Annotated in this window: 24 protein-coding genes; 12 read left to right on the forward strand and 12 right to left on the reverse strand. The window is 72.0% G+C overall.

Annotated features, from left to right (window positions below; translation table 11 throughout):
- Positions 1–48 precede the first annotated feature (48 nt).
- From ABZ937_RS22270 to ssd, 3 genes are read right to left on the reverse strand one after another with little or no spacing between them, the layout of a single operon-like run.
- Positions 49–912 carry a type II secretion system F family protein gene (locus ABZ937_RS22270; RefSeq protein WP_361694411.1) on the reverse strand — a complete coding sequence of 288 codons (864 nt, stop codon included), beginning with the start codon at positions 910–912 and terminating at the stop codon, positions 49–51.
- Positions 913–917: 5 nt separating this feature from the next.
- Entirely contained in the window at positions 918–2117 is a 1200-nt protein-coding gene (locus ABZ937_RS22275; protein ID WP_361694413.1) for a TadA family conjugal transfer-associated ATPase, read from the reverse strand.
- Positions 2114–3220, reverse strand: coding sequence for a septum site-determining protein Ssd (ssd, locus tag ABZ937_RS22280; RefSeq protein ID WP_361694415.1), 1107 nt, complete (start codon positions 3218–3220; stop codon positions 2114–2116). The genes ABZ937_RS22275 and ssd overlap by 4 nt, the downstream gene beginning before the upstream one ends.
- A 593-nt stretch (positions 3221–3813) precedes the next feature.
- Here ssd and ABZ937_RS22285 point away from each other — a divergent pair.
- Entirely contained in the window at positions 3814–4644 is an 831-nt protein-coding gene (locus ABZ937_RS22285; protein ID WP_361694417.1) for an HAD-IB family hydrolase, read from the forward strand.
- Between the two features lie 341 nt (positions 4645–4985).
- Here ABZ937_RS22285 and ABZ937_RS22290 read toward each other — a convergent pair whose 3' ends face one another.
- Positions 4986–5810, reverse strand: coding sequence for an oxidoreductase (locus tag ABZ937_RS22290; protein ID WP_361694419.1), 825 nt, complete (start codon positions 5808–5810; stop codon positions 4986–4988).
- A 100-nt stretch (positions 5811–5910) separates the two neighbouring features.
- Here ABZ937_RS22290 and ABZ937_RS22295 point away from each other — a divergent pair, with 100 nt between their 5' ends.
- Positions 5911–6891 carry an ATP-binding protein gene (locus tag ABZ937_RS22295; RefSeq protein ID WP_361694421.1) on the forward strand — a complete coding sequence of 327 codons (981 nt, stop codon included), beginning with the start codon at positions 5911–5913 and terminating at the stop codon, positions 6889–6891.
- A 3-nt stretch (positions 6892–6894) separates the two neighbouring features.
- Here ABZ937_RS22295 and ABZ937_RS22300 read toward each other — a convergent pair whose 3' ends face one another.
- Positions 6895–8160: a hypothetical protein gene (locus ABZ937_RS22300; protein ID WP_361694423.1), complete on the reverse strand. Its 1266-nt coding sequence runs from the start codon at positions 8158–8160 to the stop codon at positions 6895–6897.
- 336 nt (positions 8161–8496) lie between these two features.
- On the opposite strand from ABZ937_RS22300, the gene ABZ937_RS22305 reads away from it, so the two are divergent.
- The 6 genes from ABZ937_RS22305 (at position 8497) to ABZ937_RS22330 (ending at position 16410) form a co-directional block, all read left to right on the forward strand.
- Entirely contained in the window at positions 8497–10848 is a 2352-nt protein-coding gene (locus tag ABZ937_RS22305; RefSeq protein WP_361694425.1) for a SulP family inorganic anion transporter, read from the forward strand.
- A gap of 92 nt (positions 10849–10940) precedes the next feature.
- A complete protein-coding gene (gene acs, locus ABZ937_RS22310; RefSeq protein WP_361694427.1) occupies positions 10941–12896 on the forward strand; it encodes an acetate--CoA ligase in 1956 nt (651 codons plus the stop codon).
- Between the two features lie 205 nt (positions 12897–13101).
- Positions 13102–14547, forward strand: a complete 1446-nt coding sequence (nhaA, locus tag ABZ937_RS22315) for a Na+/H+ antiporter NhaA (RefSeq protein WP_361694429.1) — start codon at positions 13102–13104, stop codon at positions 14545–14547.
- Positions 14548–14670: 123 nt separating this feature from the next.
- On the forward strand, positions 14671–15159 hold the full coding sequence (locus ABZ937_RS22320; RefSeq protein WP_361694431.1) for a phage holin family protein: 489 nt from the start codon (positions 14671–14673) through the stop codon (positions 15157–15159).
- A complete protein-coding gene (locus ABZ937_RS22325) occupies positions 15156–16091 on the forward strand; it encodes an alpha/beta hydrolase (protein ID WP_361694433.1) in 936 nt (311 codons plus the stop codon). Before ABZ937_RS22320 ends, ABZ937_RS22325 begins: the two co-directional genes overlap by 4 nt.
- Positions 16092–16230: 139 nt before the next feature.
- Complete coding sequence (locus ABZ937_RS22330; protein WP_361694435.1) at positions 16231–16410, forward strand: hypothetical protein; 180 nt, start codon at positions 16231–16233, stop codon at positions 16408–16410.
- A gap of 16 nt (positions 16411–16426) precedes the next feature.
- Here ABZ937_RS22330 and ABZ937_RS22335 read toward each other — a convergent pair whose 3' ends face one another.
- From ABZ937_RS22335 to nth, 3 genes are all read right to left on the reverse strand, one after another.
- Positions 16427–17626 carry a MarP family serine protease gene (locus ABZ937_RS22335; protein ID WP_361694437.1) on the reverse strand — a complete coding sequence of 400 codons (1200 nt, stop codon included), beginning with the start codon at positions 17624–17626 and terminating at the stop codon, positions 16427–16429.
- Positions 17627–17742: 116 nt separating this feature from the next.
- Complete coding sequence (locus ABZ937_RS22340; RefSeq protein WP_361694439.1) at positions 17743–18438, reverse strand: CoA pyrophosphatase; 696 nt, start codon at positions 18436–18438, stop codon at positions 17743–17745.
- A gap of 55 nt (positions 18439–18493) precedes the next feature.
- Positions 18494–19540, reverse strand: a complete 1047-nt coding sequence (gene nth, locus ABZ937_RS22345) for an endonuclease III (protein WP_361694498.1) — start codon at positions 19538–19540, stop codon at positions 18494–18496.
- A 345-nt stretch (positions 19541–19885) separates the two neighbouring features.
- Between nth and ABZ937_RS22350 the strand changes: the two genes are divergently transcribed.
- On the forward strand, positions 19886–20560 hold the full coding sequence (locus tag ABZ937_RS22350; RefSeq protein WP_018547939.1) for a Crp/Fnr family transcriptional regulator: 675 nt from the start codon (positions 19886–19888) through the stop codon (positions 20558–20560).
- A gap of 89 nt (positions 20561–20649) precedes the next feature.
- A complete protein-coding gene (locus ABZ937_RS22355) occupies positions 20650–21471 on the forward strand; it encodes a nucleotidyltransferase domain-containing protein (RefSeq protein WP_361694441.1) in 822 nt (273 codons plus the stop codon).
- On the opposite strand, the gene ABZ937_RS22360 is transcribed toward ABZ937_RS22355, so the two are convergent.
- The 4 genes from ABZ937_RS22360 to ABZ937_RS22375 all read right to left on the reverse strand — a co-directional run bounded on the left by ABZ937_RS22360 (position 21468) and on the right by ABZ937_RS22375 (position 23887).
- The gene (locus ABZ937_RS22360; RefSeq protein WP_361694443.1) at positions 21468–22298 is read right to left on the reverse strand and encodes an MBL fold metallo-hydrolase; all 831 of its coding nucleotides are present in this window, start codon (positions 22296–22298) and stop codon (positions 21468–21470) included. The genes ABZ937_RS22355 and ABZ937_RS22360 overlap by 4 nt on opposite strands.
- Positions 22295–23188, reverse strand: a complete 894-nt coding sequence (locus ABZ937_RS22365; protein ID WP_361694445.1) for an NUDIX hydrolase — start codon at positions 23186–23188, stop codon at positions 22295–22297. The genes ABZ937_RS22360 and ABZ937_RS22365 overlap by 4 nt, the downstream gene beginning before the upstream one ends.
- A gap of 67 nt (positions 23189–23255) precedes the next feature.
- Entirely contained in the window at positions 23256–23720 is a 465-nt protein-coding gene (locus ABZ937_RS22370; protein ID WP_361694447.1) for a RidA family protein, read from the reverse strand.
- The gene (locus ABZ937_RS22375; protein ID WP_361694449.1) at positions 23717–23887 is read right to left on the reverse strand and encodes a hypothetical protein; all 171 of its coding nucleotides are present in this window, start codon (positions 23885–23887) and stop codon (positions 23717–23719) included. Before ABZ937_RS22375 ends, ABZ937_RS22370 begins: the two co-directional genes overlap by 4 nt.
- A gap of 106 nt (positions 23888–23993) precedes the next feature.
- Between ABZ937_RS22375 and ABZ937_RS22380 the strand changes: the two genes are divergently transcribed.
- Both ABZ937_RS22380 and ABZ937_RS22385 read left to right on the forward strand, forming a co-directional pair.
- Positions 23994–24971, forward strand: a complete 978-nt coding sequence (locus ABZ937_RS22380; protein ID WP_361694451.1) for an ArsA-related P-loop ATPase — start codon at positions 23994–23996, stop codon at positions 24969–24971.
- The gene (locus tag ABZ937_RS22385; protein ID WP_361694453.1) at positions 24968–26368 is read left to right on the forward strand and encodes an ArsA-related P-loop ATPase; all 1401 of its coding nucleotides are present in this window, start codon (positions 24968–24970) and stop codon (positions 26366–26368) included. The genes ABZ937_RS22380 and ABZ937_RS22385 overlap by 4 nt, the downstream gene beginning before the upstream one ends.
- Positions 26369–26533 lie beyond the last annotated feature (165 nt).

Consider the following 26533-nt stretch of genomic DNA (forward strand, 5'->3'; position numbering starts at 1 on the left):
ACCTCTCGCGACCGGCACCCCGCGCCCCGGACGCCACACCGAGCCCCCTCACACCGCCTCCGCTCTCCGCACGATCCGCATGGCCCACCACGTCCCGGCGGCCTCGAACACCGCCCCGGCCGTCAGACAGCCGAGGCCGGCTCCGCTGTGGAGCAGTACGCGCAGCGGGTCCGCGCCCATGGCCGCGCCGAGGAGCAGGCCCAGGGCGGGCAGTGCGGCGAGCAGCACGGCGGTGGCCCGGGCGCCCGCCAACTGGGCGCGCAGGTCGGCTCGCTGGTCCCGCTCGGCGCGCAGGGCTCCGTCCAGCCGGTCCAGGCCGGCGGCGAGTCCGGCGCCCTGGTCCACGGCGACCCGCCAGCACGCGGCGAGTCCGAGCAGGCCCTCGGCGCCCGGCTGCCGTGCCGCCACGGCGAGCGCTCCGGGCACGTCCCCGCCGAACCGTGCCGCCGCCACCACGGCGGCCTGTGCGTCGCCGAGTCCGCCGGAGTCCCGCGCGGCCCGCAGCAGCGCCTCTCCCGGCTGCCGTCCGGCCCGCACCTCCCCGGCGAGCGCCCCGCACAGGGCGATCACCGCGTCGGCCCGCCGCTCCCGGATGCGCCGGGCCTGCCGGGCCAGCCGCACCCTGCGCAGCACCGGCACCCCGGCCGCCCCCGCGACGACCGGAATCACCGAGGCGCCCAGCAGGGAGAGCACGAGACCGGCCACGAGCGCCCAGCACTCGGCACCCCACCGGCCGTGCAGCCGCCGCAGTTCCGCGAGGGCCTGCTCCCGGACGGGCGGCCCGGCCGCCACCACTCCGCCGCCGGCCAGCAGCAGCCGGGCCCGGCGCATCCCGTAGTGCCGCCCGCCCAGCAGCCAGACCAACGCGCCGAGACAGACCAGCGCGGCCTCCATCGGCATCTGACCGGCCATGTCGGTCACCTCTCCCCCTCGTCTGCGAGCTCACCCGACGCCCCCAGCAGGTGCCGCAGGCGCTCCCACCCCCGCTCCCGCGCGAACGCCCGCTCGCCCCAGCGCAGCGCCGGTACCGTCCGCACCAGCCCCGTGGCGTCCCGCTCCAGCACATGCACCTCGGCGATCCGACGCCGCCCGGACCGGTCCCGTACGAGGTGCACCACCACCGAGAGGGCCGCCGCCAACTGGCTGTGCAGCGCGGCCCGGTCCAGCCCGGCGGCCGTGGCCAGCGCCTCCAGCCGAGCCGGCACATCCGCCGCAGCATTAGCATGGACCGTGCAACAGCCGCCTTCATGGCCGGTGTTGAGGGCCGCGAGCAGATGCACCACCTCAGGCCCGCGCACCTCGCCGACGACCAGCCGGTCCGGCCGCATCCGCAGCGCCTGCCGCACGAGGTCCTCCAGGGTGACCAGGCCGGCGCCCTCCTGGTTGGCGGGCCGGGTCTCCAGCCGGACGACGTGCGGGTGGTCCGGCCGCAGCTCGGCCGAGTCCTCGGCGAGCACGATCCGTTCACCCGGTCCGACGAGCCCGAGCAGGGTGCTCAGCAGGGTTGTCTTGCCGCATCCGGTTCCGCCGCTCACGAGGAAGCTCAGCCGGGCCGCGAGCAGTGCTCTCAGGATCCGGTCGCCGCCGGGCGGCACCGTGCCGGCCGCGACGAGTTCCTCGACGGTGAAGGCCCGGGGCCGTACCACCCGCAGGGCCAGGCAGGTGCAGCCGACGGCGACCGGGGGCAGCACCGCGTGGAGCCGGGTGCCGTCGGGCAGCCGGGCGTCCGCCCAGGGCCGGGCGTCGTCCAGCCGGCGTCCGGCCACGGCGGCCAGCCGCTGCGCGAGGCGTCGTACGGCCGCCGCGTCGGGGAAGGCGACCGGGGTCAGCTCCAGGCCCCGGCCGCGGTCCACCCACACCCGGTCCGGGGCGGAGACCAGGACGTCGGTGACGTCCGGGTCGGCGAGCAGCGGTTCCAGGGGGCCGGTGCCGACGAGTTCGGACCGGAGGTGTTCGGCCGCGCCGAGGACCTCGGCGTCGCCGAGCACCCGGCCCTGTTCGCGCAGGGCCTGGGCGACGCGCGCGGGGGTGGGTTCGGCGCCGCTCTCCGCGAGCCAGCGGCGGACGCCGTCGAGCAGGGCCGCGCCGTCGGCCCGGTCCAGTCCGGGCAGGGTCATCGGGTGCCTCCCGCCTCGACCAGCGCGCGCTCCCAGAAGTGCGTGCAGAACCGGGCGAGAGGGCCGCGTCCGGTCGCGCCGGGGGGCTTCGCGCCGCCCTGCGGGCGAAGCAGCGCCGGTTCGACGGGCACTTCGCCTGCCAGCCGAAGGCCGAGCAGCTGGGCCACCTCCTGGTCGTCCAGGCCGGGTGCGTACGGTCCGCGGACCGCCACGCGCAGATCGCGCACGACCATGCCGACGGCGGAGGCGACCCGGCCGGCGGCTGCGACCGCCCGCAGTTCGGCCGGGACGACGAGCAGGGCGAGGTCGAGCTGGGCGAGGGCCTCGGCGACCCCGTCGTCGAGACGGCGGGGCAGGTCGACCACGACGGTGCCGCCGCGCCGCCGGGCGGCGGCCAGCACCGCGCGCACCGCGGGAGGCGGGACGGCGACGCAGTCACCGCGGTCCCAGCTGAGGACGCGCAAGGAGTGCAGTTCGGGCAGCGACTCCTCCAGGGCGCCGCCGCCGACCCGGCCGCGGGAGGCGGCGAAGGCGGGCCAGCGCAGCCCTTCGGCGCTCTCGCCGCCGAGGAGTACGTCGAGTCCGCCGCCGAGCGGATCGGCGTCCACCAGGAGGGTGCGGAGTCCCTCGCGCGCGGAGGTGACGGCGAGCGCGCACGCGAGCGTGGACGCCCCGGCCCCGCCCCGGCCGCCGATCACCCCGACGGTGAGGGCCGGACGGCCGATGCCCTCGGCGACGTCGGCGATGCGGTCGACCAGCCACGGCTCGCCGTCGGGGAGCATCAGGACGTGGTCGGCACCGATCAGGACGGCTCGTTTCCACACCCCCGGGTCGTCCTGGTCACGGCCGACCAGCACCACTCCGGGCCGGCGCGCGGCCCCGCTCACCCGGCCGGCGGCATCGTCGCCGACGAGCACGAGCGGGGCCGTCGCCCAGCCGTCGCCGGATTCCGGTACGCCGTGGTGGACCTCGGGTGTGGCGCCCGCCGCCGCGCACAGGCGCAGCAGATCGTCCAGGAGAGCGGCGTCCTCGGTGACGATGAGCGGCCGTCCGGGCCGGTCTGCGGAGCCGGGCGGCGGGTCGTGGGTGACGGTTCCGGTCACGGGTGTTCCCCCTTCGCTGCACGGGCCGCGCAGCCCCTGCGGCCACGCGATTCCCAAAGGTGTGAAGAACCGGCAAGCGGCCTCCATATGAACGGCCGATAGGAACCGGCCATACGCGCTCCGACAATCGGAACCGGCCATGAACTCGCCGCGGCCGGAGTGCGCTGGAATCACGGTGCAGCGATCCGCGAAATGATGTGGATCATGGTCGAAAACTGTGGACAACCGCGATCCTGTGAATATCTCCGTCACCCATACCGGTGACCCCTGTACTCACCGGTGTGCGACTTCCACAGAGCAGCGTGACGATTACCCTCGGTGACCGATCATGGGCATGCCGAAGGACGCCGCCGGGGCGACGCAGGGCAGACCGTACGGCCGTGTGATGAAAGGGAAGAAGGGAGAAAACCCGCCCGGACATGCGACGACCCCCGCCGGGGGGGAGAGCGGGGGTCGTCCCCACGGCCGACTCGGGGGGGGAGGAGTCGGGCCGGGTTAGCACGGTCGCGAACGATCCGTGACTTCCATGGTGTACCCGAGAGCCCTCTCAGGCAAACCCACACGCCCCACCTTACGCCGAATGGTGGGCGCCTATGCTCATGGGCGTGGAAAACCACTCCTTGCCTCGCGCGGCGGCCTTCTTTGATCTGGACAAGACGGTCATTGCGAAGTCGAGCACGCTCACCTTCAGCAAGTCCTTCTACCAAGGCGGGCTGATCAACCGCAGGGCCGCGCTGCGTACCGCATACGCCCAGTTCGTCTTCCTGGCCGGCGGCCTGGACCACGACCAGATGGAGCGCATGCGCGAGTACATGGCCGCGCTGTGCCGCGGCTGGAACGTCCAGCAGGTGAAGGAGATCGTCGCCGAGACCCTGCACGACCTGATCGACCCGATCATCTACGACGAGGCCGCCTCGCTCATCGAGGAGCACCACACGGCCGGCCGGGACGTGGTGATCGTGTCCACCTCGGGCGCCGAGGTGGTGGAGCCGATCGGCGAGCTGCTGGGCGCGGATCGGGTGGTCGCCACCCGCATGGTCGTCGGCGAGGACGGCTGTTTCACCGGAGAGGTGGAGTACTACGCCTACGGCCCGACCAAGGCCGAGGCCATCAGGGAGCTGGCCGCGTCCGAGGGCTACGACCTCGACCGCTGCTACGCCTACAGCGACTCGGCGACCGACCTGCCCATGCTCCAGACCGTCGGGCATCCGCACGCCGTGAACCCGGACCGCACGCTGCGCCGCGAGGCACTCGCGCGCGGGTGGCCCGTTCTGGCGTTCCGCCGGCCGGTCCCGCTGAAGAAGCGGCTGCCCACGTTCTCCGTCCCGCCCCGCCCGGCGCTGGTCGCGGCGGCGGCCATAGGCGCGGCGGCGGCGACCGCCGGCCTCGTCTGGTACACCAGCCGGCGCCGCAGCACCGCCTGACGGCGCCCGCTTCACCCCTTTTGGACCTGAAAGTAAAGAAGTGCAGGTAGGGGTTCCGCTTCACCTCGGCTCGCGGTACAAAGAACGTAGGCCCGCGAGACCAAAGGACATCCGAGAGGATCCCCTACCACTACGCAGTTGGCCCACGGACCCAGCATGAACATCGGGCACCCACGCGACGTCGACCCGTCGATTACGGGCCAGCCGCACCAGGTCACGGGCAAAGCATCCCGACCTGATGGGCAATACATCGAGGACGCTTGGTAACCCGGTGAACATGCCAGCGGCGGTACGAGAACTCGTACCGCCGCAACTATGCCCGGGGAGCTTCCCGGGTTCCCTCAGGCCGCGCCGCGCTGCAGCGCCTCGCACACCGCGGTCGACTCCCGTACGCCCAGCTCGATCGCCCGGCCGCAGTGGGCGATCCAGGCCGCCATGCCCTCGGGGGTGCCGGAGACATACCCGTCCAGGGCGGCCAGATAGGCGGCGCGGCCCAGTTCGGCGTGGCCGACCTCGGCCGGGCAGATCGCCTTCGGGTCCAGGCCGCTGCCGATCAGCACGATCCGCTCGGCCGCGCGCGCGACCAGGCCGTTGTGGGACACGAAGGGACGCAGCGCGAGCAGCTCGCCATGCACCACGGCGGCCGTGACCAGCGCGGGCGCGGAGGTGCCGGCGATGATCAGGTCCGACAGCCCCTCCAGCCGGCCCGAGACCTCCTCGGCGTCCGGCAGGGGCAGCTCGACCAGCGGCTCGTCCACCTGCTCGCCGGCCTGGCGCGGCCTGCCGACCCGGTCGTCACCGCTCGCCGCGGCCACCAGATGCAGCCGGGCCAGCACCCGCAGGGGCGACTGACGCCAGATGGACAGCAGCTGTCCCGCCTCGGCGGTGAGCCGCAGGGCCGCCCCCATGACGCGCGCCTCGGGGTCGACACCGAAGTCGGTGCGCCGTCGCACCTCCTCCAGGGCCCAGTCCGCGCCGGACAGCGCCGCCGAGCCACGGGCGGCGCGCAGGGCCGCCTCGGAGGTGATCTCGTTGCTGCGGCGCCGCATGACCCGGTGCCCGTAGACCCGGTCCACGGCCTTGCGCACGGACTCCACGGAATCGGCCACACCGGGCAGCGAGCCCAGGGCCGCGAGCGGATCGGCGGTCGCGCCTGTCGTACTCATGAGTACGACACTACGCACCTCACCGCCCCACCCCACGAAGGAGTGGTCTTCTTCACTTCACGTGACACCTACAGCTATCGCCCGACTACGCTTGGTGAACATGAAAATTGCTTTCGTCGGGAAGGGCGGCAGCGGCAAGACCACGCTCTCCTCCCTCTTCATCCGCCATCTCGTCGCCTCCGGGGCCCCGGTGGTCGCCATCGACGCGGACATCAACCAGCACCTCGGCCCCGCGCTCGGCCTCGGCGAGGAGGAGGCGGCGGCGCTGCCCGCCATGGGCGAGCGGCTGTCGCTGATCAAGGACTACCTGCGCGGCAACAACCCGCGCATCGCCTCGGCCGCGACGATGATCAAGACGACCCCGCCCGGTGAGGGCTCACGGCTGGTCCGGGTGCGGGAGCCCAACCCGGTCTACGACGCCTGCGCGCGCCCGGTGGAACTCGACGGCGGCGCCGTCCGTTTGATGGTCACGGGCCCCTTCACGGACGCCGACCTGGGGGTCGCCTGCTACCACTCCAAGACGGGAGCGGTGGAGCTGTTCCTGAACCACCTCGTCGACGGCCCCGACGAGTACGTCGTGGTCGACATGACGGCCGGTTCGGACTCCTTCGCCTCCGGCATGTTCACCCGCTTCGACATGACGTTCCTCATCGCCGAGCCGACCCGGAAGGGGGTCTCCGTCTACCGCCAGTACAAGGAGTACGCCCGTGACTTCGGGGTCGCTCTGAAGGTCGTCGGCAACAAGATCCAGGAGCCGGACGACATCGACTTCCTGCGCGCGGAGGTCGGGGACGACCTGCTCGTGACCGTCGGGCGCTCGGACTGGGTGCGCGCCATGGAGAAGGGCCGTCCGCCCCGGTTCGATCTCCTGGAGGAGGCCAACGCCCGCGCCCTGGACACGCTTCGGGCCACCGTCGACGCCGCCTACGAGCGGCGCGACTGGGAGCGCTACACCCGTCAGATGGTGCACTTCCACCTGAAGAACGCCGAGTCCTGGGGCAACGAGCGCACCGGGGCCGACCTGGCGGCGCAGGTCGACCCCCATTTCGTGCTCGGCGAGAGCGTGGCGGCGCCGGTCTGACGCCTAGCCCTTGACCGCCGGCGCCCCGGGCACGCCCTTGGGCGCCGGGGCCGGGCGGCCGGACAGGAAGGACGCCCAGCCCTGCCGGGGCGCCTCACCCACCTCCAGGGTGCGCAGCCTCGCCAGGGTCTTCGGGTCCTGGGCGTCCAGCCAGTCGACCAGCTGATGGAAGGAGACACAGCGCACCTCGGGCTTGGTGCACACCTCCTTGACCACCTCTTCGACGGCACGCATGTAGGTGCCGCCGTTCCAGGACTCGAAGTGGTTGCCGATGATCAGGGGCGCGCGGTTGCCGTCGTAGGCGCGGTAGAAGCCCTTGAGGAGGCCGTCGCGCATCTGGTCGCCCCAGTAGTCGAACTTGTCGGGGTCGCCCTGGGTCTCGGTGCCGGACTGGTTGACCATGAAGTTGTAGTCCATGGTCAGCTGCTCGTAGGTGTGGCCCGGGAAGGGCACCAGCTGCATCGACAGGTCCCACAGGCCCTGCTTCCTCTTGGGCCACACCTGGTCGTTGACTCCGCTGGAGTCATAGCGGAAGCCCAGCTGGCGGGCGGCCTTCATGAAGTTCTGCTGCCCTTCCAGGCAGGGGGTGCGGGCGCCGATCAGCTCCTTGTCGTAGTCGAAGGGCAGCGGATCCGCCCGGTTCATGCCGGTGTTGGTCCTCCAGGACTTCACGAACTTCTTGGCCTGGGCGATCTCGCTCTTCCACTCCTCCACCGACCAGGTGCCGACCCCGCCGTCGGGCCCGCAGAAGTGGCCGTTGAAATGGGTGCCGATCTCATTGCCCTCCAGCCAGGCCAGTCGTACCTGCTCCAGGGTGTCGGCGATGCCCTGCTCGTCGTTGAAGCCGATGTCGGAGCTGCCCGGCGGGTGCTGCGGCGGCTCGTAGAGGTCACGCTTCTCCTCGGGCAGCATGTACACACCGCTGAGGAAGTACGTCATGGTCGCGTTGTTCTCCTTGGAGACCTTGCGGAAGTGCGAGAACAGCTTCTGGCTGTCCTCGCCCGCGCCGTCCCAGGAGAACACCACGAACTGCGGGGGCTTCTGACCGGGGCGCAGCCGCTCGGGTCTGGGCAGATGCGGCTGGGATCCGGTGTACGCGGTGGATCCGTCGCCGATGAGCCGGAGCATGCTGTTCGGTGCCGGCGCCCCCTGCTCCGGGCCTGACGCGCCTTCCTTCTTGCCGTCGGAGTCGTGCGCACAACCGGCGAGCGACGCCGCACAGGCCGCGGCGACCATGGCGCCGACAGCGATCCTCTGGGTGGCGGTCATGATCCGTCCACCTTCTTCCTTCTCTCAGGCAAACGCTGATGTGGGCCATTTCTGGTGATGTGCCGGGCTTGCCCCGACAGCGCGGCCAAGGTCTCACGGGACCGAGAAGGAATTAGTACGACAAGCCGATCAAATGATTAGTTCACTCTGGCGAGCGATCTTCTGCACCATTTGCCCCGAAAAAGTATGCTTCGCCTTTACCTGGCATTACGGTTCTTTTACTGCGAGTTACTCCATCCCGCCGCTGTACGCCGTGACTCACGGCCGCGACCGAGCCCGCCCATCGCCGCGGGTCCCACCCAGTCCGCGACCGCGCCACCCCGGAGGAGACGGGACATGTCAGCCTGCGCACCGCCTCACGCCCAGCATCGCCAACCACCACACGGCCGCGCACCGTTGCGCCGCCGGCTCCCCGTCGCGGGCGCCGATCTGTCCGCGGCCGTAGCGGTCTTCCTGATCGCCCTGCCGCTCTCTCTCGGCATCGCCCTGGCCACCGGCGCCCCGCTCCAGGCCGGCCTCGTCGCCGCCGCGGTCGGCGGAGTCGTCGCCGGCCGGCTGGGCGGCTGCCCCCTCCAGGTCAGCGGGCCCGCCGCCGGACTCACCGTGGTCACCGCCGACCTGATCGACCGTTACGGCTGGCGGATGACCTGCGGCATCACCGTCCTGGCCGGCCTCGCCCAGCTCGGCCTCGGCTGTCTGCGGGTGGCGCGCGGTGCGCTCGCGGTCAGCCCGGCCGTGGTGCACGGCATGCTCGCCGGCATCGGCATCACCATCGCCGTCGCCCAGCTGCACATCGTCCTCGGCGGCAGCCCGGACAGCTCCGTCCTCGCCAACCTGCGGGATCTGCCCGCCCAGTTGGCCGACCTGCACCCGGGCGCGGTGTCGATGAGCGCGCTGACCCTGGCCCTGCTGTTCGCCTGGCCGCGCCTGCCCGGCCGCGCCGGACGGCTGCTGCGCAGGGTGCCGGCCGCCCTCGTCGCCGTCACCGGAGCCACCGCGACCGCCGCCCTCGCCGGCCTGGCCCTGCCCCGGGTCGATCTGCCGTCCTGGCACAGCCACGCCCTGGCCGGACTGCCCGAGGGACCGGCGCTCGGTCTCGCGGCCGCGGTGCTCACCACCACCCTGGTGTGCAGCGTGCAGTCGCTGCTCGGTGCGGTGGCCGTGGACAAGCTGGTCGCCGCCCGCACCGGCCCGCAGTCCCGGGTCGGCCGCTCCGATCTGGACCGGGAGCTGCTGGGCCAGGGCGCCGCCAACATCGTCTCGGGGGCGCTCGGCGGGCTGCCGATCGCGGGCGTGGCGGTGCGCAGTACGGCGAATGTGAACTCAGGTGCGGTCAGCCGGAACTCCGCGATGCTGCACGGCGTTCTCGTAGTAGTCGCCGCGCTGCTGATGGTCCCGATCCTGGAGGAGATCCCGCTCGCCTCCCTCGCCGCCCTGGTGATGGCCGTCGGCATCCAGATGGTGTCCCTGCACCACATCCGCACGGTGACGCGCCACCGCGAAGTGCCGGTCTACGCCGTGACCGCGCTCGGTGTGGTCCTCCTCGGCGTCCTGCAGGGCGTGTTCCTCGGGATCGCCGTGGCGGTCGCCGTCGCCCTGCGCCGCCTCGCCCGCACCCGCATCACCCACGAAGAGCAGAAAGGAGTCCATCACGTACGTGTCCGAGGCCAGCTGACCTTCCTCGCGGTGCCCCGGCTCAGCAGAGCCCTGCATCTCGTACCCCATGGCGCCCACGCCGTAGTGGAGTTGGACGGTTCGTTCATGGACCACGCGGCGTACGAGTCGCTGCAGGACTGGCGCAGTGCCCACACCGCGCGGGGAGGGACGGCCGAGTTGTCGGGCCGGCGCGGCGGAATCCGGACCGCCGAGCGGGCCCCGGCCGCCGAGTGCCGGTGCCGCCCCTGGACCCCCTGGCGCAACCATCAGTCCTGCTTCGCCTTCGCCGGAGCCCCCGCCGCCCCGGCAGGGCAGGAGGCCGGCCGGGAACTGGCCCGTGGCATCAGCTCGTTCCAGCGGAACACCGCACCGCTGGTGCGCGAGGAGCTGGCGCGGCTCGCCCGGGAGGGCCAGCGTCCCGCGCAGCTCTTCCTCACCTGCGCCGACTCCCGGCTCGTCACGTCGATGATCACCGCCAGTGGTCCCGGCGATCTGTTCGTCGTCCGCAACGTCGGCAACCTGGTGCCGCCGCCGGGCGAGGAGCGCGGCGACGACTCGGTGGCCGCCGCCATCGAGTACGCGGTGGAGGTGCTCGGGGTGCGCTCCATCACGGTGTGCGGGCACTCCGGGTGCGGGGCGATGCAGGCGCTGCTGACCGCCGGGGCCGGTCAGGGGGACACCCCGCTGGGGCGGTGGCTGCGGCACGGGCTGCCGAGTCTGGCGCGGATGGCCGGCGACCGGCGCGGCCGGCCCCGGCTGGCCGGGCGGGCGCCCGCGGACGCGGTGGAGCTGCTGTGCCTGAGCAATGTGGTCCAGCAGCTGGCGCACCTGCAGGCGCACCCGCCGGTCGCCCGGGCGCTGGACCGGGGCGAACTGGAACTGCACGGCATGTATTTCCACGTGGGCGAGGCACAGGCGTACCTGCTCGCGGGGACGGAAGGAGGAAGCGTGTTCGAGGACGTCACGGAAGGCGTCGCGGGAGGTGGGGAGACAGGCGGGCCGGTGCGGTCGACGAGCTTCAGACAGGTCTAAACCAATTTTCCGGTCGACCCTTGTCATCGGACCCCCGCGTCTGATGAGCTGTGGCCTGGGACACAACGGACACCCTTGGAAAGGGAGATGTCGTGAGCAACGAGAGCCTGGCCAACCTGCTCAAGGAAGAACGCAGGTTCGCGCCGCCCGCCGACCTGGCCGCGCACGCCAACGTCACCGCGGAGGCGTATGAACAGGCCAAGGCTGACAGGCTCGGCTTCTGGGCCGAGCAGGCCCGCCGGCTGACCTGGGCCAAGGAACCGACCGAGACGCTGGACTGGTCGAACCCGCCGTTCGCGAAGTGGTTCAAGGACGGCGAGCTGAACGTCGCGTACAACTGCGTGGACCGGCATGTGGAGGCCGGGCACGGGGACCGTGTCGCCATCCACTTCGAGGGTGAGCCCGGCGACAGCCGCGCGATCACCTACGCGGAGCTGAAGGACGAGGTCTCCAAGGCCGCCAACGCCCTGCTGGAGCTGGGCGTGCAGAAGGGCGACCGGGTCGCCATCTACATGCCGATGATCCCGGAGACCGCGATCGCGATGCTGGCCTCGGCCCGGATCGGCGCGGCGCACTCGGTCGTCTTCGGCGGCTTCTCGGCGGACGCGCTCGCGACCCGGATCCAGGACGCGGACGCCAAGGTCGTCATCACCTCCGACGGCGGCTACCGACGCGGCAAGCCGTCGGCGCTCAAGCCGGCGGTGGACGAGGCGATCGGCAAGGTCGACAACGTCGAGCACGTGCTCGTGGTGCGCCGTACCGGCCAGGACGTGGCCTGGACCGAGGGCCGGGACGTGTGGTGGGACGACATCGTCGCCCGTCAGTCGACCGAGCACACCCCGGAGGCGTTCGAGGCGGAGCACCCGCTGTTCATCCTCTACACCTCCGGTACGACGGGTAAGCCCAAGGGCATCCTGCACACCGCCGGTGGCTACCTCACGCAGGCGGCCTACACCCACTGGGCGGTCTTCGACCTCAAGCCGGAGACGGACGTGTACTGGTGCACGGCCGACGTCGGCTGGGTGACCGGGCACTCGTACATCGTGTACGGCCCGCTGGCCAACGGCGCGACGCAGGTGATGTACGAGGGCACGCCGGACACCCCGCACCAGGGCCGGTTCTGGGAGATCGTGCAGAAGTACAAGGTCACGATCCTCTACACCGCGCCGACCGCGATCCGGACGTTCATGAAGTGGGGCGACGACATCCCCGCCAAGTTCGATCTGAGCAGCCTGCGCGTCCTGGGCTCGGTCGGCGAGCCCATCAACCCCGAGGCCTGGGTCTGGTACCGCAAGCACATCGGCGCCGACCGGACGCCCATCGTGGACACCTGGTGGCAGACCGAGACCGGCGCCATGATGATCTCGCCACTGCCCGGCGTCACCGAGACCAAGCCCGGTTCCGCGCAGCGCCCGCTGCCCGGCATCAGCGCGACCGTCGTCGACGACGAGGCGAACGAGGTGCCCAACGGCGGCGGTGGCTACCTGGTGCTGACCGAGCCGTGGCCGTCGATGCTGCGCACCATCTGGGGCGACGACCAGCGGTTCATCGACACCTACTGGTCCCGCTTCGAGGGCAGGTACTTCGCCGGCGACGGGGCGAAGAGGGACGACGACGGTGACATCTGGCTGCTGGGCCGGGTGGACGACGTGATGCTCGTCTCCGGGCACAACATCTCCACCACCGAGGTGGAGTCGGCGCTGGTCTCGCACCCGTCGGTCGCCGAGGCCGCCGTCGTGGGCGCCGCGGACGAGACCACCGGCCAGGCCATCGTCGCGTTCGTCATCCTGCGCGGCACGGCCTCGGAGGACGAGGCGCTCGTCGACGAGCTGCGGGGCCACGTCGGCGCCACGCTCGGCCCGATCGCCAAGCCCAAGCGGATCCTGCCGGTGGCGGAACTGCCCAAGACCCGCTCCGGCAAGATCATGCGCCGCCTGCTGCGGGACGTCGCCGAGAACCGTCAGCTCGGGGATGTCACCACGCTGACCGACTCCACGGTCATGGACTTCATCCAGGCCAAGCTGCCCGCGGCGCCCAGCGAGGACTGAGCGAGGCGAGGGGACTGAGCGCAGCCCCACGGGGCACCCGGCCGGTGAACGTGCCGGGTGCCCGTGAGGCGTCTACGGTGAAGATCACCGGACCCGGCACGCGCCACCTTAGGTAAACTAAGCAAAGTGTCGTACGACGCGACACGTCAGGTGCGCCGGGAAGTCTGGTCGGCATGTGAGTTCCGCCTTCCTCCGGAGGTCTCCCGTGACCGCGCCCACCCGTACCCGCACCACCGCCCGCAAGGCCCTCGGCCGTCTGTCCCTGCCGGAGCGGACCTTCATCACGGACGCGCTGCGCACCGAGACCGTCGGCGGCGTCCTGCTGCTCCTCGCCGCCGTGGCCGCGCTGATCTGGGCGAACGTCCCCGCCCTGGGTCACAGCTACGCGAGCGTCAGCCACTTCCACCTCGGCCCCGACGCCCTCGGCCTGCATCTCTCCGTCGCCCACTGGGCCGCCGACGGCCTGCTCGCCGTGTTCTTCTTCGTCGCCGGCATCGAACTCAAGCGCGAGCTGGTGGCGGGCGACCTGCGCGACCCGAAGGCGGCCGTGCTGCCGGTGGTGGCGGCGCTGTGCGGAATGGCCGTACCGGCGCTCGTCTATACGCTCACCAACCTCACGGGGGGCGGCTCCACGCAGGGCTGGGCGGTACCCACCGCCACCGACATCGCCTTCGCACTCGCCGTCCTCGCAGTCATCGGCACCTCGCTGCCCAGCGGCCTGCGCGCCTTCCTGCTCACCCTCGCGGTCGTCGACGACCTGTTCGCGATCCTGATCATCGCGATCTTCTTCACCGACCGGCTGAACTTCGCCGCCCTCGGCGGGGCCGTCGCCGGCCTCGCCGTCTTCTGGCTGCTGCTGCGCCGGGGCGTGCGCGGCTGGTATGTGTACGTGCCGCTGGCGGTCGCCGTCTGGGCGCTGATGTACAACAGCGGCGTACATGCCACCATCGCCGGCGTGGCGATGGGCCTGATGCTGCGCTGCACCACCCGGGAGGGTGAGGAGCACGCGCCGGGCGAGCACATCGAGCATCTGCTGCGGCCCCTGTCGGCCGGGCTGGCCGTACCGCTGTTCGCGCTGTTCAGCGCCGGTGTGTCGGTATCCGGCGGGGTGATCGGGGACGTGTTCACCAAGCCCGAGACGCTCGGTGTCGTGCTCGGCCTGGTCGTGGGCAAGACGGTCGGCATATTCGGCGGCACCTGGCTGACCGTCCGCTTCACCCGCGCCCGGCTCAGCGAGGAGCTGGCGTGGGCCGACGTCTTCGCGGTGGCGTCGCTCGCCGGGATCGGCTTCACCGTCTCGCTGCTCATCGGCGAGCTGGCCTTCGACGGCGACGCCGTGCTCACGGACGAGGTGAAGGCGGCCGTCCTCGCCGGATCGCTGATCGCGGCGGTGTGCGCGACGGTCCTCCTGAAGCTGCGCAACGCCCGGTACCGCAGGCTGTGCGCGGACGAGGAGCGCGACGAGGACCTCGACGGCATCCCGGACATCTACGAGCAGGACGACCCGGCGTACCACCTCCGCATGGCCGAGATCCACGAGCGGAAGGCCGCCGAACACCGGCGGCTGGCCGCCGAGCGGGCGGCCGAAGCGCGCGACGGGCTTGCGGAAGTGCCGGGCGGGGCAGGCGAGGAGAGCGACCGTCCGGCATGATCTGACGAGACGGTACAAACAAGACGGCCGCACGCGCACGGCGGCCACCCCGGACGGCCGTACGAGCGACGGTCGTCCGACACGGCACACGTGCGGCACAAGAGAACTCTGAGGGAGAACGCGATGAGCGCACCCGACGGCAGCCCGGTCGGCGCCGAACGCAGCATCGGCCAGCTGTTCGCCTCGGCGACGACCGAATTGTCGGCGCTGGTGCACGACGAGATCGCACTGGCCAAGGCCCAGCTGAAGCAGGACGTGAAGCGCGGCGCGGCGAGCGGCGGCGCCTTCTCGCTGGCAGGTGCGGTACTGGTGTTCTCCCTGCCGATGCTCAACTTCGCCCTGGCGTACGGCATCCGCACCTGGAGCCACTGGAACCTGGCGATCTGCTTCGTGCTCTCCTTCGCGGCCAATGTGCTGGTCGCCGGCCTCCTCGCGCTCATCGGGGTGATGTTCGCGAAGAAGGCCAAGAAGGGCCAGGGCCCGCAGAAGGTGGCCGCCTCGATGAAGCAGACGGCGGGCGTCCTGCAGAACGCCAAGCCGCACCCGCGCCCGGAGCTGCCCGAGGACCGGGCTGCCGAGGCCATCGAGGCTGTGGCACGCTCGTCGTCATGACGGACCCTGCCGCCTCCTCGCCCGTGCGGATCGACCTCCCGGACGGGAGGCAGGTCACGCACCGGGATGTCGCCGCCAACGGCGCCCGCTTCCACATCGCCGAGCTGGGCGACGGGCCCCTGGTGCTGCTCCTGCACGGCTTCCCGCAGTTCTGGTGGACGTGGCGGCACCAGCTGGCCGCGCTCGCGGACGCGGGCTACCGGGCGGTGGCGATGGACCTGCGGGGCGTCGGCGGCAGCGACCGCACGCCCCGCGGGTACGACCCCGCCAACCTGGCCCTGGACGTCACCGGCGTCATCCGCTCGCTCGGCGAGCCGGACGCCGCGCTGGTCGGCCACGACCTCGGCGGCTATCTGGCGTGGACGGCGGCGGCCATGCGGCCCAAACTCGTCCGGCGCCTCGCCGTGGTGTCCATGCCGCACCCGCGGCGCTGGCGCGCGGCGATGCTCCGGGACGCCCGGCAGACGGCCGCCAACTCCTACATCTGGGGGTTCCAGCGGCCGTGGCTGCCGGAGCGTCAACTGACCGCCGACGACGGCGAGCTGGTGGGCCGGCTGATCCGGGACTGGTCCGGGCCGCAGCTGCCGGAGGACGCGGCCGTGGAGACGTACCGGCGGGCCATGTGCATCCCCTCCACCGCGCACTGCTCGATCGAGCCGTACCGCTGGCTGGTGCGTTCGCTGGCCCGCCCGGACGGCGTGCAGTTCTACCGGCGGATGAAGCGGCCGGTACGGGTGCCGACGCTGCATCTGCACGGCTCGCTGGACCCGGTCACCCGGACGCGCAGCGCGGCCGGTTCGGGCGAGTACGTCGAAGCGCCGTACCGCTGGCGGCTGTTCGACGGTCTGGGGCACTTCCCGCACGAGGAGGACCCGGCGGCGTTCTCCACGGAACTGATCAGCTGGCTCAAGGACCCGGAGCCCGACCGGTGACCGTTCTGTGAGCATTGGGGTGCACGGAGTATCCGAATCGTGAACAGTTGTCCCTCGAACGGCCACATGCCTGCCGCATAGGCCAATTGGGGGGCGCGCGGGCGGTTATCGACCTTGGGGCGGGGGCACACGTCGGGGTATGGGCTGGACGCACGACTACAGTGACGCACCCCGCAACCGCCGCTCGGCCACGGGCCTGAGCACGCCTCAGCGAGGCGCCCCGCAACTGGGGGAGGGAGATCTGCGGGTGGGGATTCCGCACATCCTGCGCCGCCGGGCCCGCTGGGTCTCGGTGCGCCTGCGTCACCCGCGGGGCTGACCGCCGCCGCGCCGTCCTACAGGGCGCAGCTGTCCGTGCCCACCTGCTCGTTCGCCGTACGGCCCCGCTCGATGTCGGGCTGGATCTCGTCCGCCGTCAGGGCGTAGCCGGTGTCCGCGTCGTCGAGGGACTTGGCGAACACCACGCCGTAGACCTTGCCGTCCGGGGTGAGCAGCGGGCCGCCGGAGTTGCCCTGGCGGACGGTGGCGTACAGGGAGTAGACGTCGCGGCGGACCGTGCCGCGGTGGTAGATGTCCGGGCCGTTGGCCGTGATGCGCCCGCGCACGCGCGCGGCGCGCACGTCGTACGAGCCGTTCTCCGGGAAGCCCGCGACGATCGCGCCGTCTCCGCCGTCCGCGTCCTGCGGGGTGAACCGCAGCGCGGTCGCCTTCAGGTCGGGTACGTCGAGCACGGCGATGTCGCGCTTCCAGTCGTACAGCACGACCTTCGCGTCGTGCTTGCGCCCCTCTCCGCCTATCTGCACCCGCGGCGCGTCGACCCCGCCGACCACGTGGGCGTTGGTCATCACGCGGCGGTCGGCGAAGACGAAGCCGGTGCCCTCCAGGACCTTGCCGCAGCTCTGGGCGGTGCCGGTGACCTTGACGATGGAACGCTGGGCGCGCACGGCTGCGGGGCTCTTCGCGAGGGCCGGGTCGGGCGGCCGGACGTCCTTGATCGGCTCGTTCGCGAAGGGGCTGAAGACCTGCGGGAAGCCGTTCTGCGCGAGCACGGAGGAGAAGTCCGCGAACCAGGTGTCGGCCTGCGCGGGCAGCGCCCGGGAGACGCCGAGGAGCACCTTGGAGCCGCGGACCTCCTTGCCGAGCGTCGGCAGGGTCGTCCCGGCGAGGGCGGAGCCGATCAGCCAGGCGACCAGGAGCATCGCGACGACGTTGACCAGCGCACCCCCGGTGGCGTCCAGGGCGCGGGCCGGGGACCAGGTGATGTGCCGGCGGAGCTTGTTGCCCAGGTGGGTGGTCAGGGCCTGGCCCACCGAGGCGCAGACGATGACGACGACCACGGCCACGACGGCGGCAGTGGTGCCGACCTCCGCGTTGTCGGTCACGGCGTCCCAGATGACGGGCAGCGTGTACACGGCGACGAGGCCGCCGCCGAGGAACCCGATCACCGACAGGATGCCGACGACGAAGCCCTGGCGGTACCCCACCACCGCGAACCAGACGGCCGCGACGAGCAACAGGATGTCCAGCACGTTCACTGCTTCAGGCCTCGCCTACTCACTCCGGTCCCCGCGGCCCGGCCGGGGGTCCGGGGGCCCACGGCGCAGCCGCCGACGTCACAGCCCCCGGAAAACACAGCACGGGGATCACCCTGTCATGCGTGCCAGTCGAGCGGGACCCGCTTCTGCCGGTCCCAGGGGCGCTCCCAACCCGCGTAGTGCAGCAGGCGGTCGATCACTCCGGCCGTGAATCCCCACACCAGGGCCGATTCGACCAGGAATGCCGGACCTGTGTGGCCTCGGGGGTGGACGGCGGTGGCACGGTTGTCGGGGTCCGTGAGATCCGCCACGGGCACGGTGAAGACCCGCGCGGTCTCGTTCGCGTCGACGACGCCCACCGGGCTCGGCTCGCGCCACCAGCCGAGCACCGGGGTGACGACGAAGCCGCTGACCGGGATGTACAGCCGCGGCAGCACGCCGAAGAGCTGCACGCCGGAGGGGTCGAGTCCGGTCTCCTCCTCGGCCTCGCGCAGCGCGGCCCGCAGGGGGCCCTCGCCCTGCGGATCACCGTCCTCCGGGTCCAGCGCGCCGCCCGGGAAGGACGGCTGGCCGGCATGCGAGCGCAGCGAGCCCGCGCGCTCCATGAGCAGCAGCTCGGGGCCCTGCTCGCCCTCGCCGAAGAGGATCAGCACGGCCGACTGCCGCCCCGAGCCGTTCTCCGGCGGCAGGAAGCGGCTCAGCTGGAGCGGCTGGACCGTCTCGGCGGCGTGCACCACGGGCTCCAGCCAGTCCGGCAGTCCTTCCCTGCTGAGCGCCACCGGACCGCCCTGTGTGTCGCTTGCCCTCGTCATCGCCACCCCTGTCGCTCTGCCCTCTCCAACGCCCGAGGGCTCCGAGATCGTTCCGTCACGCGGCCTCCAGCGGCGGCGCCGGTTTGCCGCCCGCGTCCAGGTAGGCCTGCGGGGGCTTGAGCCGCTGGCCCGGGAAGCCGCCCTTCTCGTACTTCAGGAGCTTTTGCGCCTTCTCGGGGTCGGTCTCGCCCTCGCCGTAGGCCGGGCAGAGCGGGGCGATGGGGCAGGCACCGCAGGCGGGCTTGCGGGCGTGGCAGATGCGACGGCCGTGCCAGACCACGTGGTGGGACAGGTCGGTCCAGTCGCTCTTCGGGAAGAGCGCGCCGACGGCGGCCTCGATCTTGTCGGGCTCGGTCTCGGCGGTCCACTGCCAGCGCCGGACCAGCCGCTGGAAGTGGGTGTCCACGGTGATGCCGGGCCGGCCGAAGGCGTTGCCGAGGACGACGAAGGCGGTCTTGCGGCCCACGCCCGGCAGCTTGACCAGGTCCTCCAGCCGGCCGGGCACCTCGCCGCCGAAGTCCTCGACGAGGGCCTTGGAGAGCCCGATCACCGACTTGGTCTTGGCCCGGAAGAAGCCGCAGGGGCGCAGGATCTCCTCGACCTCCTCCGGGTCGGCGGCGGCGAGGTCCTCGGGGGTGGGGTACTTGGCGAAGAGCGCCGGGGTGGTCTGGTTGACGCGCAGGTCGGTGGTCTGGGCCGACAGCACGGTGGCGACCAGCAGCTGGAAGGGGTTCTCGAAGTCCAGCTCGGGGTGGGCGTACGGGTACACCTCGGCCAGCTCGCGATCGATGCGGCGCGCGCGGCGGACCAGGGCGGTGCGGGACTCGTCCGCCGGAGGCCGCACGGCGATCGTCTTGACGGGCGCGGCCTTCCCGGCGGGTTTCTTGACGGTCCCGCCCGTCGTCACCACGTCCTTGGCAGGCGCGATCTTCTTCGCGGCCTTCTTCACGGCCTTCTCGGCGGTCTTCTCGGCAGCCTTCTTGGCGGGCGCCGTCTTCTTGGCAGACGCCGTCTTCTTGGCAGACGCCGTCTTCTTGGCCGGAGCCGCCTTTTTGGCCGGAGCGGCCTTCTTCGCCGTCACGGCCTTCCTGACAGGCGTAATCTTCTCAGCAGAACCCGATTTATCTGTTTTGCCTGTTTTCTTACTACCGCTGGAGCCCTGTTCGCCCACAGCGGAATCACGACGTACAACCACCCGCCCAGCCCCCTTTGCCTGCGCTCTCACCGGCGATTTGGACACCCGGCCAGCCTAGAGCCCGGTACCGACATCCGCCCCGGACCCGGAAGATCGGCCCCCGATTGGACCCCTGCCGCTTACCTCGGGACACCTGTGCGGCATCCTTGTGACAGATCACACTGTTTGGACCGTCCGGCAAAATGGGGAGCACGGTCCCCTGGTACCAAGGGGAAGCAAGATCCCCTGAGCAGGTCGACAAGGAGAGAACTCGTGGACGACGTTCTGCGGCGCAACCCGCTCTTCGCGGCTCTCGACGACGAGCAGTCCGCGGAGCTTCGCGCCTCCATGAGTGAGGTGACCCTCGCACGTGGCGACTCCCTGTTCCACGAGGGCGACCCGGGCGACCGGCTCTACGTCGTCACCGAGGGCAAGGTCAAGCTGCACCGCACCTCGCCGGACGGCCGCGAGAACATGCTCGCCGTCGTCGGCCCCGGGGAGCTGATCGGCGAGCTGTCGCTGTTCGACCCGGGCCCGCGCACGGCGACCGCGACCGCGCTGACCGAGGTCAAGCTGCTCGGTCTCGGCCACGGCGACCTCCAGCCCTGGCTGAACGCCCGCCCCGAGGTGGCCACCGCGCTGCTGCGCGCCGTCGCCCGCCGGCTGCGCAAGACCAACGACGCCATGTCCGACCTGGTCTTCTCGGACGTCCCCGGCCGCGTGGCGCGCGCCCTGCTGGACCTGTCCCGTCGCTTCGGCGTGCAGTCCGAGGAGGGCATCCACGTCGTCCACGACCTCACCCAGGAAGAGCTGGCCCAGCTGGTCGGCGCCTCCCGCGAGACCGTGAACAAGGCCCTCGCGGACTTCGCCCAGCGCGGCTGGCTCCGCCTGGAGGCGCGGGCGGTCATCCTGCTGGACGTCGAGCGGCTGGCGAAGCGCTCGCGCTGAGGTCACCGGGGGCGGTCGCCCCCGCCCCCCGCTGGTCCGCGCCGGAAATTGCGGCGCACGGCCGCGCCCCCGCACGGCACAGTGAGCGCATGCCCGAACCCGTTCGCCGTCCCGGACTCGACGCCGAGGGGTACCTCGTCCGCGAGGGCTCCCTCGCGCACGTGCCGCCCGCCTTCCGCGCGGTCGTGGCCGCCGCCCGCGACCGGCTGCCGGCCGTCTTCGGCGCGCGCCTGCACAGCGCCTACCTCTACGGGTCGATCCCGCGCGGCACCGCGCGCGTGGGACGCAGCGACCTGGACCTCCTGATCGCCCTGCGCGAGGAACCGGCCGACGCCGACCGGGCCGCCGTACACGCCCTCGGGGAGGCGCTCGACGAGGAGTTCCCGCAGATCGACGGCGTCGGCACGCTGCTGTACAGCCGGGCGAGGCTGCTGAGCGACCTGGAGCGGTACGACCTGGCCTGGTTCGTCGCCTGCCTGTGCACCCCGCTGCTCGGCGACGACCTCGCCGCACACCTGCCCCGCTACCGCCCCGACTCCCTGCTGGCCCGCGAGACCAACGGCGACCTCGCCCGGTGGCTGCCGCGCTGGCGGGAGCGGATCGCGGGTACGGAGGACACCGAGGAGGCCCGCCGGCCGCTGGTGCGCTTCATGTCCCGGCACCTCGTCCGCACCGGCTTCACCCTGGTCATGCCCCGCTGGCAGGGCTGGACCAGCGATCTGCGGGAGATGGCCGAGGCGTTCGGCGCGTACTACCCCGAGCGGGCCGCACAGCTGCGTACGGCGGCCGAGTACGGCTACGAGCCCGTCGGCGACCCGGTCGTCCTGCGGTCGTACGTGGACGACCTCGGGCCCTGGCTCGCCGACGAGTACACGCGCGTGCACGGCACCAAGGCGCCGCGCCCCGACTAGATCAGGCCGTGCTCGCTGAGGTAGTCCAGCTGGGCCCGGACCGACAGTTCCGCCGCCGGCCACAGCGAGCGGTCCACGTCGGCGTACACGTGCGCGACGACCTCGGACGGGGAGCGGTGGCCGTTCTCGACCGCGGTCTCCACCTGGGCGAGCCGGTGGGCGCGGTGGGCGAGGTAGAACTCGACGGCGCCCTGGGCGTCCTCCAGGACCGGCCCGTGGCCCGGCAGGACGGTGTGCACGCCGTCGTCCACCGTCAGGGACCTCAGCCGCCGCAGGGAGTCCAGGTAGTCGCCGAGCCGGCCGTCGGGGTGCGCCACGACCGTCGTACCGCGCCCGAGGATGGTGTCGCCGGTCAGCACCGCCCGGTCGGCCGGGAGATGGAAGGACAGCGAGTCCGCGGTGTGCCCGGGGGTCGGTACGACCCTCAGCTCCAGGCCGCCGACCGTGATCACGTCCCCGGCCGCCAGGCCCTCGTCGCCGAGCCGCAGCGCCGGGTCGAGGGCACGCACGCGCGTGGCGGTCAGTTCGGCGAAGCGGGTGGCGCCCTCGGCGTGGTCGGGGTGGCCGTGGGTGAGCAGGGTCAGGGCTATGCGCTTGCCGGCCTTCTCCGCCGTGTCCACGACGTTGCGCAGATGACCGTCGTCCAGCGGGCCCGGGTCGATCACCACGGCCAGGTCGGAGTCGGGCTCGGCGACGATCCAGGTGTTGGTGCCGTCCAGGGTCATCGCGGAGGCGTTGGGCGCGAGGACGTTGACCGCCCGGTCGGTGGCCGGACCCGAGAGGACCTGGCCTCGGGGCTGGCCCGGCAGGGCTGCTGCTTCGGTCATGCGGGGCCTCCACCGGGCGTCTCGGCGGTCGTGGGAGCGGTCGGGACGTGCTTGGTGAACTCGTCGTGCCCGGGCCAGGACAGGACGATCTCGCCGTCCCTCAGGCGGGCGCGCGCCAGCACCGGCGTCATGTCGCGCGCGGGCGCGGCGGCCAGGGTGTCGGCGGCGGTGCCGTACGGGAGCAGCTGGCGCAGGGTGGCGATGGTGGGCGGCATCATCAGCAGCTCGCCCTTGTCGTACCCGGCCGCGGCCTCCTCGGGGCGGATCCACACCGTCCGGTCGGCCTCCGTGGAGGCGTTCCGGGTGCGCTGCCCCTCGGGGAGGGCGGCCACGAAGAACCAGGTGTCGTAGCGGCGGGTCTCGAACTCCGGGGTGATCCAGCGGGTCCAGGCGCCCAGCAGGTCCGAGCGCAGCACCAGGCCGCGCCGGTCGAGGAACTCGGCGAAGGACAGCTCGCGCGCGACCAGGGCGGCGCGGTCGGCCTCCCAGTCGTCGCCGGTGGTGTCGCCGACGACCGAGTCCGGGTCGGGCCCGGCGAGCAGCACGCCGGCCTCCTCGTAGGTCTCCCGTACGGCCGCGCAGACGATCGCCTGGGCGCCCGGCGCGTCGACGCCGAGGCGCTCGGCCCACCACGCGCGCGCGGGGCCCGCCCAGCGGATCTGACGGTCGTCGTCCCGCGGGTCGACACCGCCCCCGGGATACGCGTACGCGCCTCCGGCGAAGGCCATGGAGGCGCGTCTGCGCAGCATGTGGACGGCCGGGCCGTCCGGGGTGTCCTTCAGGAGGAGCACGGTGGCCGCACGCCGGGGGGACACCGGGGTGAGCGTGCCGTCCGCGAGCGCGCGGATGCGGTCGGGCCACTCCGGGGGGTACCACTGACCGTTCGCCATGGCCGGAGGCTATCCCGTATAGGGCGAATGTTCGAGAGGTGCCCGAGGTCAGCGGGGCCGTGGGGGACTACTGGGCGAGTTCCACCTGGATCTCGACCTCGACCGGCGCGTCCAGCGGCAGCACCGCGACGCCGACCGCGCTGCGGGCGTGCACGCCCTTCTCGCCGAGCACCTCACCGAGCAGCTCGCTGGCGCCGTTGACGACACCGGGCTGCCCGGTGAAGTCGGACGCCGAGGCGACGAAGCCGACGACCTTCACCACGCGCGCGATGCGGTCCAGGTCGCCGACGACGGACTTGACGGCCGCGAGCGCGTTCAGCGCGCAGGTGCGGGCCAGCTCCTTGGCCTCCTCCGGGGTGACCTCGGCGCCCACCTTGCCGGTGATCGGCAGCTTGCCCTCCACCATCGGCAGCTGGCCGGCGGTGAAGACGTACGCGCCGGACCGCACGGCCGGCTGGTACGCGGCCAGCGGCGGGACGACGTCCGGCAGGGTCAGGCCCAGTTCGGCCAGCCTGGCCTCGACCGCGCTCACGCCTGGTGCTCCGGCTTCTCGCGCTTCAGGTAGGCCACGAGCGACTCCGGGTTGGGCCCGGGCACGACCTGGACCAGCTCATAGCCCTGGTCGCCCCAGCTGTCCAGAATCTGCTTCGTGGCGTGGATGAGCAGGGGCACGGTCTGGTATTCCCACTTCTTGGTCATGGGGCGACTGTAGCCGCTGTGACCCACGGGACAGGCGGACGCCCGGGAGCGCCGTTATCCACAGCCTCTCGCGTGACTGTCGGCCGGACTGGTTAGTCTCGAAGACGTGAGCAGGCTCCAGGTCGTCAGCGGCAAGGGCGGGACCGGAAAGACGACGGTCGCCGCCGCACTCGCGCTGGCCCTCGCGACCGAGGGGAAGCGGACGCTTCTCGTGGAGGTCGAGGGCCGGCAGGGCATCGCGCAGCTCTTCGAGACAGAAGCGCTGCCCTATGAGGAGCGGAAGATCGCGGTCGCTCCGGGCGGCGGCGAGGTGTACGCCCTCGCCATCGATCCCGAACTGGCCCTTCTGGACTATCTCCAGATGTTCTACAAACTCGGCGGCGCGGGCCGGGCCCTGAAGAAGCTCGGCGCGATCGACTTCGCCACCACCGTCGCGCCCGGCCTCAGGGACGTCCTGCTGACCGGCAAGGCGTGCGAGGCCGTGCGCCGCAAGGACAAGTCCGGCAGGTTCGCGTACGACTACGTCGTCATGGACGCCCCGCCGACCGGCCGCATCACCCGCTTCCTGAACGTCAACGACGAGGTGGCGGGCCTCGCGAAGATCGGCCCGATACACAATCAGGCGCAGGCCGTCATGCGGGTGCTGAAGTCGCCGGAGACGGCGGTGCACCTGGTGACGCTGCTGGAGGAGATGCCGGTCCAGGAGACCGCCGACGGCATCGCCGAACTCCACGCGGCACGGCTGCCGGTGGGCCGGGTCATCGTGAACATGGTCCGTCCGGAGGTGTTGGACGCGACCGACCTGGAACTCGTACGGGCCGTGGAGCGTTCATCGGTTGCACAGGCGCTCTCGGCGGCCGGTCTGGGCGGGGCCCGGCGGGGCGGGAACGCCGAGAAGCTGGTGGACCCGCTGCTGGAGCAGGCCGCGGAGTACGCCGAGCGGTACGCGCTGGAGCAGGAGCAGCGCGCGGTCCTCGGCGAGCTGGGCCTGCCGCTGCACGAACTGCCGCTGCTCGCCGAGGGCATGGACCTCGCGGGCCTGTACGAACTCGCCACCGAGCTGCGGAAGCAGGGGTTGTCATGAGTCCGGACCGGGCAGAGGCGCGGGAGGCCCCCGCGGGGCACAGGACGGCCGAGGCGCAGGAGTCGGCCCGGCACCTGTCCCCCGCGCGCGTGCTCGACATCGATCCCCTGCTGGACGACCCGAAGACGCGGATCGTGGTGTGCTGCGGCTCGGGCGGGGTCGGCAAGACGACGACCGCGGCGGCCCTCGGGCTCCGGGCGGCCGAGCGGGGCCGCAAGGTGGTCGTGCTGACCATCGACCCGGCCAAGCGGCTGGCCCAGTCGATGGGCATCGACTCCCTCGACAACGTGCCGCGCAAGGTGAAGGGCGTCGAGGACCAAGCGGGTGCGGCGGGCCCCGACGCGCCCGCGGACGGGCGGCGGGCGGGCGGCGAGCTGCACGCCATGATGCTCGACATGAAGCGCACCTTCGACGAGGTCGTGGAGGCGCACGCGGACCCCGAGCGGGCCGCCGCGATCCTGGCGAACCCCTTCTACCAGTCGCTCTCGGCGGGCTTCGCGGGCACGCAGGAGTACATGGCGATGGAGAAGCTGGGCCAGCTGCGGGCGAGGGACGAGTGGGACCTGATCGTGGTCGACACCCCGCCGTCCCGTTCGGCGCTGGACTTCCTGGACGCGCCCAAGCGGCTCGGCTCCTTCCTGGACGGCCGGCTCATCCGCCTGCTGACCGCTCCGGCGAAGCTCGGCGGCCGCGCGGGCATGGCCTTCCTGAACGTCGGCATGTCGATGATGACCGGCACGCTGGGCAAGCTGCTGGGCGGTCAGCTGCTGAAGGACGTGCAGACGTTCGTGGCCGCGATGGACACCACCTTCGGTGGTTTCCGTACGCGCGCGGACGCCACCTACAAGCTGCTCCAGGCGCCCGGTACGGCGTTCCTGGTGGTGGCGGCCCCCGAGCGGGACGCCCTGCGCGAGGCCGCGTACTTCGTGGAGCGGCTGGCCGCGGAGGACATGCCGCTGGTGGGCCTGGTGCTGAACCGGGTCCACGGCAGCGGTGCCGGCCGGCTGTCGGCCGAGCGGGCGCTCGCCGCCGCGGAAAATCTTGAGGACCCCCGCATTGTGGATCAGGCGGACGGGAAAGCTGGACTTCGTAACTCTCCCGACACGTACGGCAGTTCACGACCTCCCGCATCCGAGGCCGCAGCCACTGCTCCCGAAGAAGGCTCCCCCGCCGACGAGGAGCGCTCCGTCGACCGGCTCACCGCGGGTCTGCTGAGGCTGCACGCCGACCGCATGCAGCTGCTCTCGCGCGAGCAGCGCACGCGCGACCGCTTCACCGCCCGCCACCCCGAGGTGGCGGTGGTCGAAGTACCCGCACTGCCCGGCGATGTCCATGACCTCGCGGGCCTGCGCGACATCGGGGACCGGCTGGCGGCCGGGCACCCCGAGCGCACATAGGCACACACACGACGCGCAAAGGTACATATACGACACACAGAGGCAGGTGCAGGGCGCACCCGGGCACGCACACGGCGGGCGTCAGCCAGGAGTGATGAGGCCAGACCATGACGAGACGGGCCAAGCCGGGGCGATGTGCCCCCGGTATGTGCCGGAGGGCGATGC

It is taken from the genome of Streptomyces sp. NPDC046727 (genome assembly GCF_040645635.1).
GTDB lineage: Bacteria > Actinomycetota > Actinomycetes > Streptomycetales > Streptomycetaceae > Streptomyces.

What these genes read in the sequence shown, in the direction of transcription:
- ABZ937_RS22305 (WP_361694425.1), top strand. Translation starts at nt 8,497, where the DNA reads ATGTCAGCCTGCGCACCGCCTCACGCCCAGCATCGCCAACCACCACAC.
- ABZ937_RS22285 (WP_361694417.1), top strand. Translation starts at nt 3,814, where the DNA reads ATGCTCATGGGCGTGGAAAACCACTCCTTGCCTCGCGCGGCGGCCTTC.
- ABZ937_RS22270 (WP_361694411.1), bottom strand. Translation starts at nt 912, where the DNA reads ATGGCCGGTCAGATGCCGATGGAGGCCGCGCTGGTCTGTCTCGGCGCG.
- ABZ937_RS22360 (WP_361694443.1), bottom strand. Translation starts at nt 22,298, where the DNA reads ATGACCGAAGCAGCAGCCCTGCCGGGCCAGCCCCGAGGCCAGGTCCTC.
- ABZ937_RS22300 (WP_361694423.1), bottom strand. Translation starts at nt 8,160, where the DNA reads ATGACCGCCACCCAGAGGATCGCTGTCGGCGCCATGGTCGCCGCGGCC.
- ABZ937_RS22325 (WP_361694433.1), top strand. Translation starts at nt 15,156, where the DNA reads ATGACGGACCCTGCCGCCTCCTCGCCCGTGCGGATCGACCTCCCGGAC.
- ABZ937_RS22295 (WP_361694421.1), top strand. Translation starts at nt 5,911, where the DNA reads ATGAAAATTGCTTTCGTCGGGAAGGGCGGCAGCGGCAAGACCACGCTC.
- ABZ937_RS22375 (WP_361694449.1), bottom strand. Translation starts at nt 23,887, where the DNA reads ATGACCAAGAAGTGGGAATACCAGACCGTGCCCCTGCTCATCCACGCC.
- ABZ937_RS22290 (WP_361694419.1), bottom strand. Translation starts at nt 5,810, where the DNA reads ATGAGTACGACAGGCGCGACCGCCGATCCGCTCGCGGCCCTGGGCTCG.
- ABZ937_RS22330 (WP_361694435.1), top strand. Translation starts at nt 16,231, where the DNA reads ATGGGCTGGACGCACGACTACAGTGACGCACCCCGCAACCGCCGCTCG.
- ABZ937_RS22340 (WP_361694439.1), bottom strand. Translation starts at nt 18,438, where the DNA reads ATGACGAGGGCAAGCGACACACAGGGCGGTCCGGTGGCGCTCAGCAGG.
- ABZ937_RS22320 (WP_361694431.1), top strand. Translation starts at nt 14,671, where the DNA reads ATGAGCGCACCCGACGGCAGCCCGGTCGGCGCCGAACGCAGCATCGGC.
- ABZ937_RS22385 (WP_361694453.1), top strand. Translation starts at nt 24,968, where the DNA reads ATGAGTCCGGACCGGGCAGAGGCGCGGGAGGCCCCCGCGGGGCACAGG.
- ABZ937_RS22355 (WP_361694441.1), top strand. Translation starts at nt 20,650, where the DNA reads ATGCCCGAACCCGTTCGCCGTCCCGGACTCGACGCCGAGGGGTACCTC.
- ABZ937_RS22275 (WP_361694413.1), bottom strand. Translation starts at nt 2,117, where the DNA reads ATGACCCTGCCCGGACTGGACCGGGCCGACGGCGCGGCCCTGCTCGAC.
- ABZ937_RS22365 (WP_361694445.1), bottom strand. Translation starts at nt 23,188, where the DNA reads ATGGCGAACGGTCAGTGGTACCCCCCGGAGTGGCCCGACCGCATCCGC.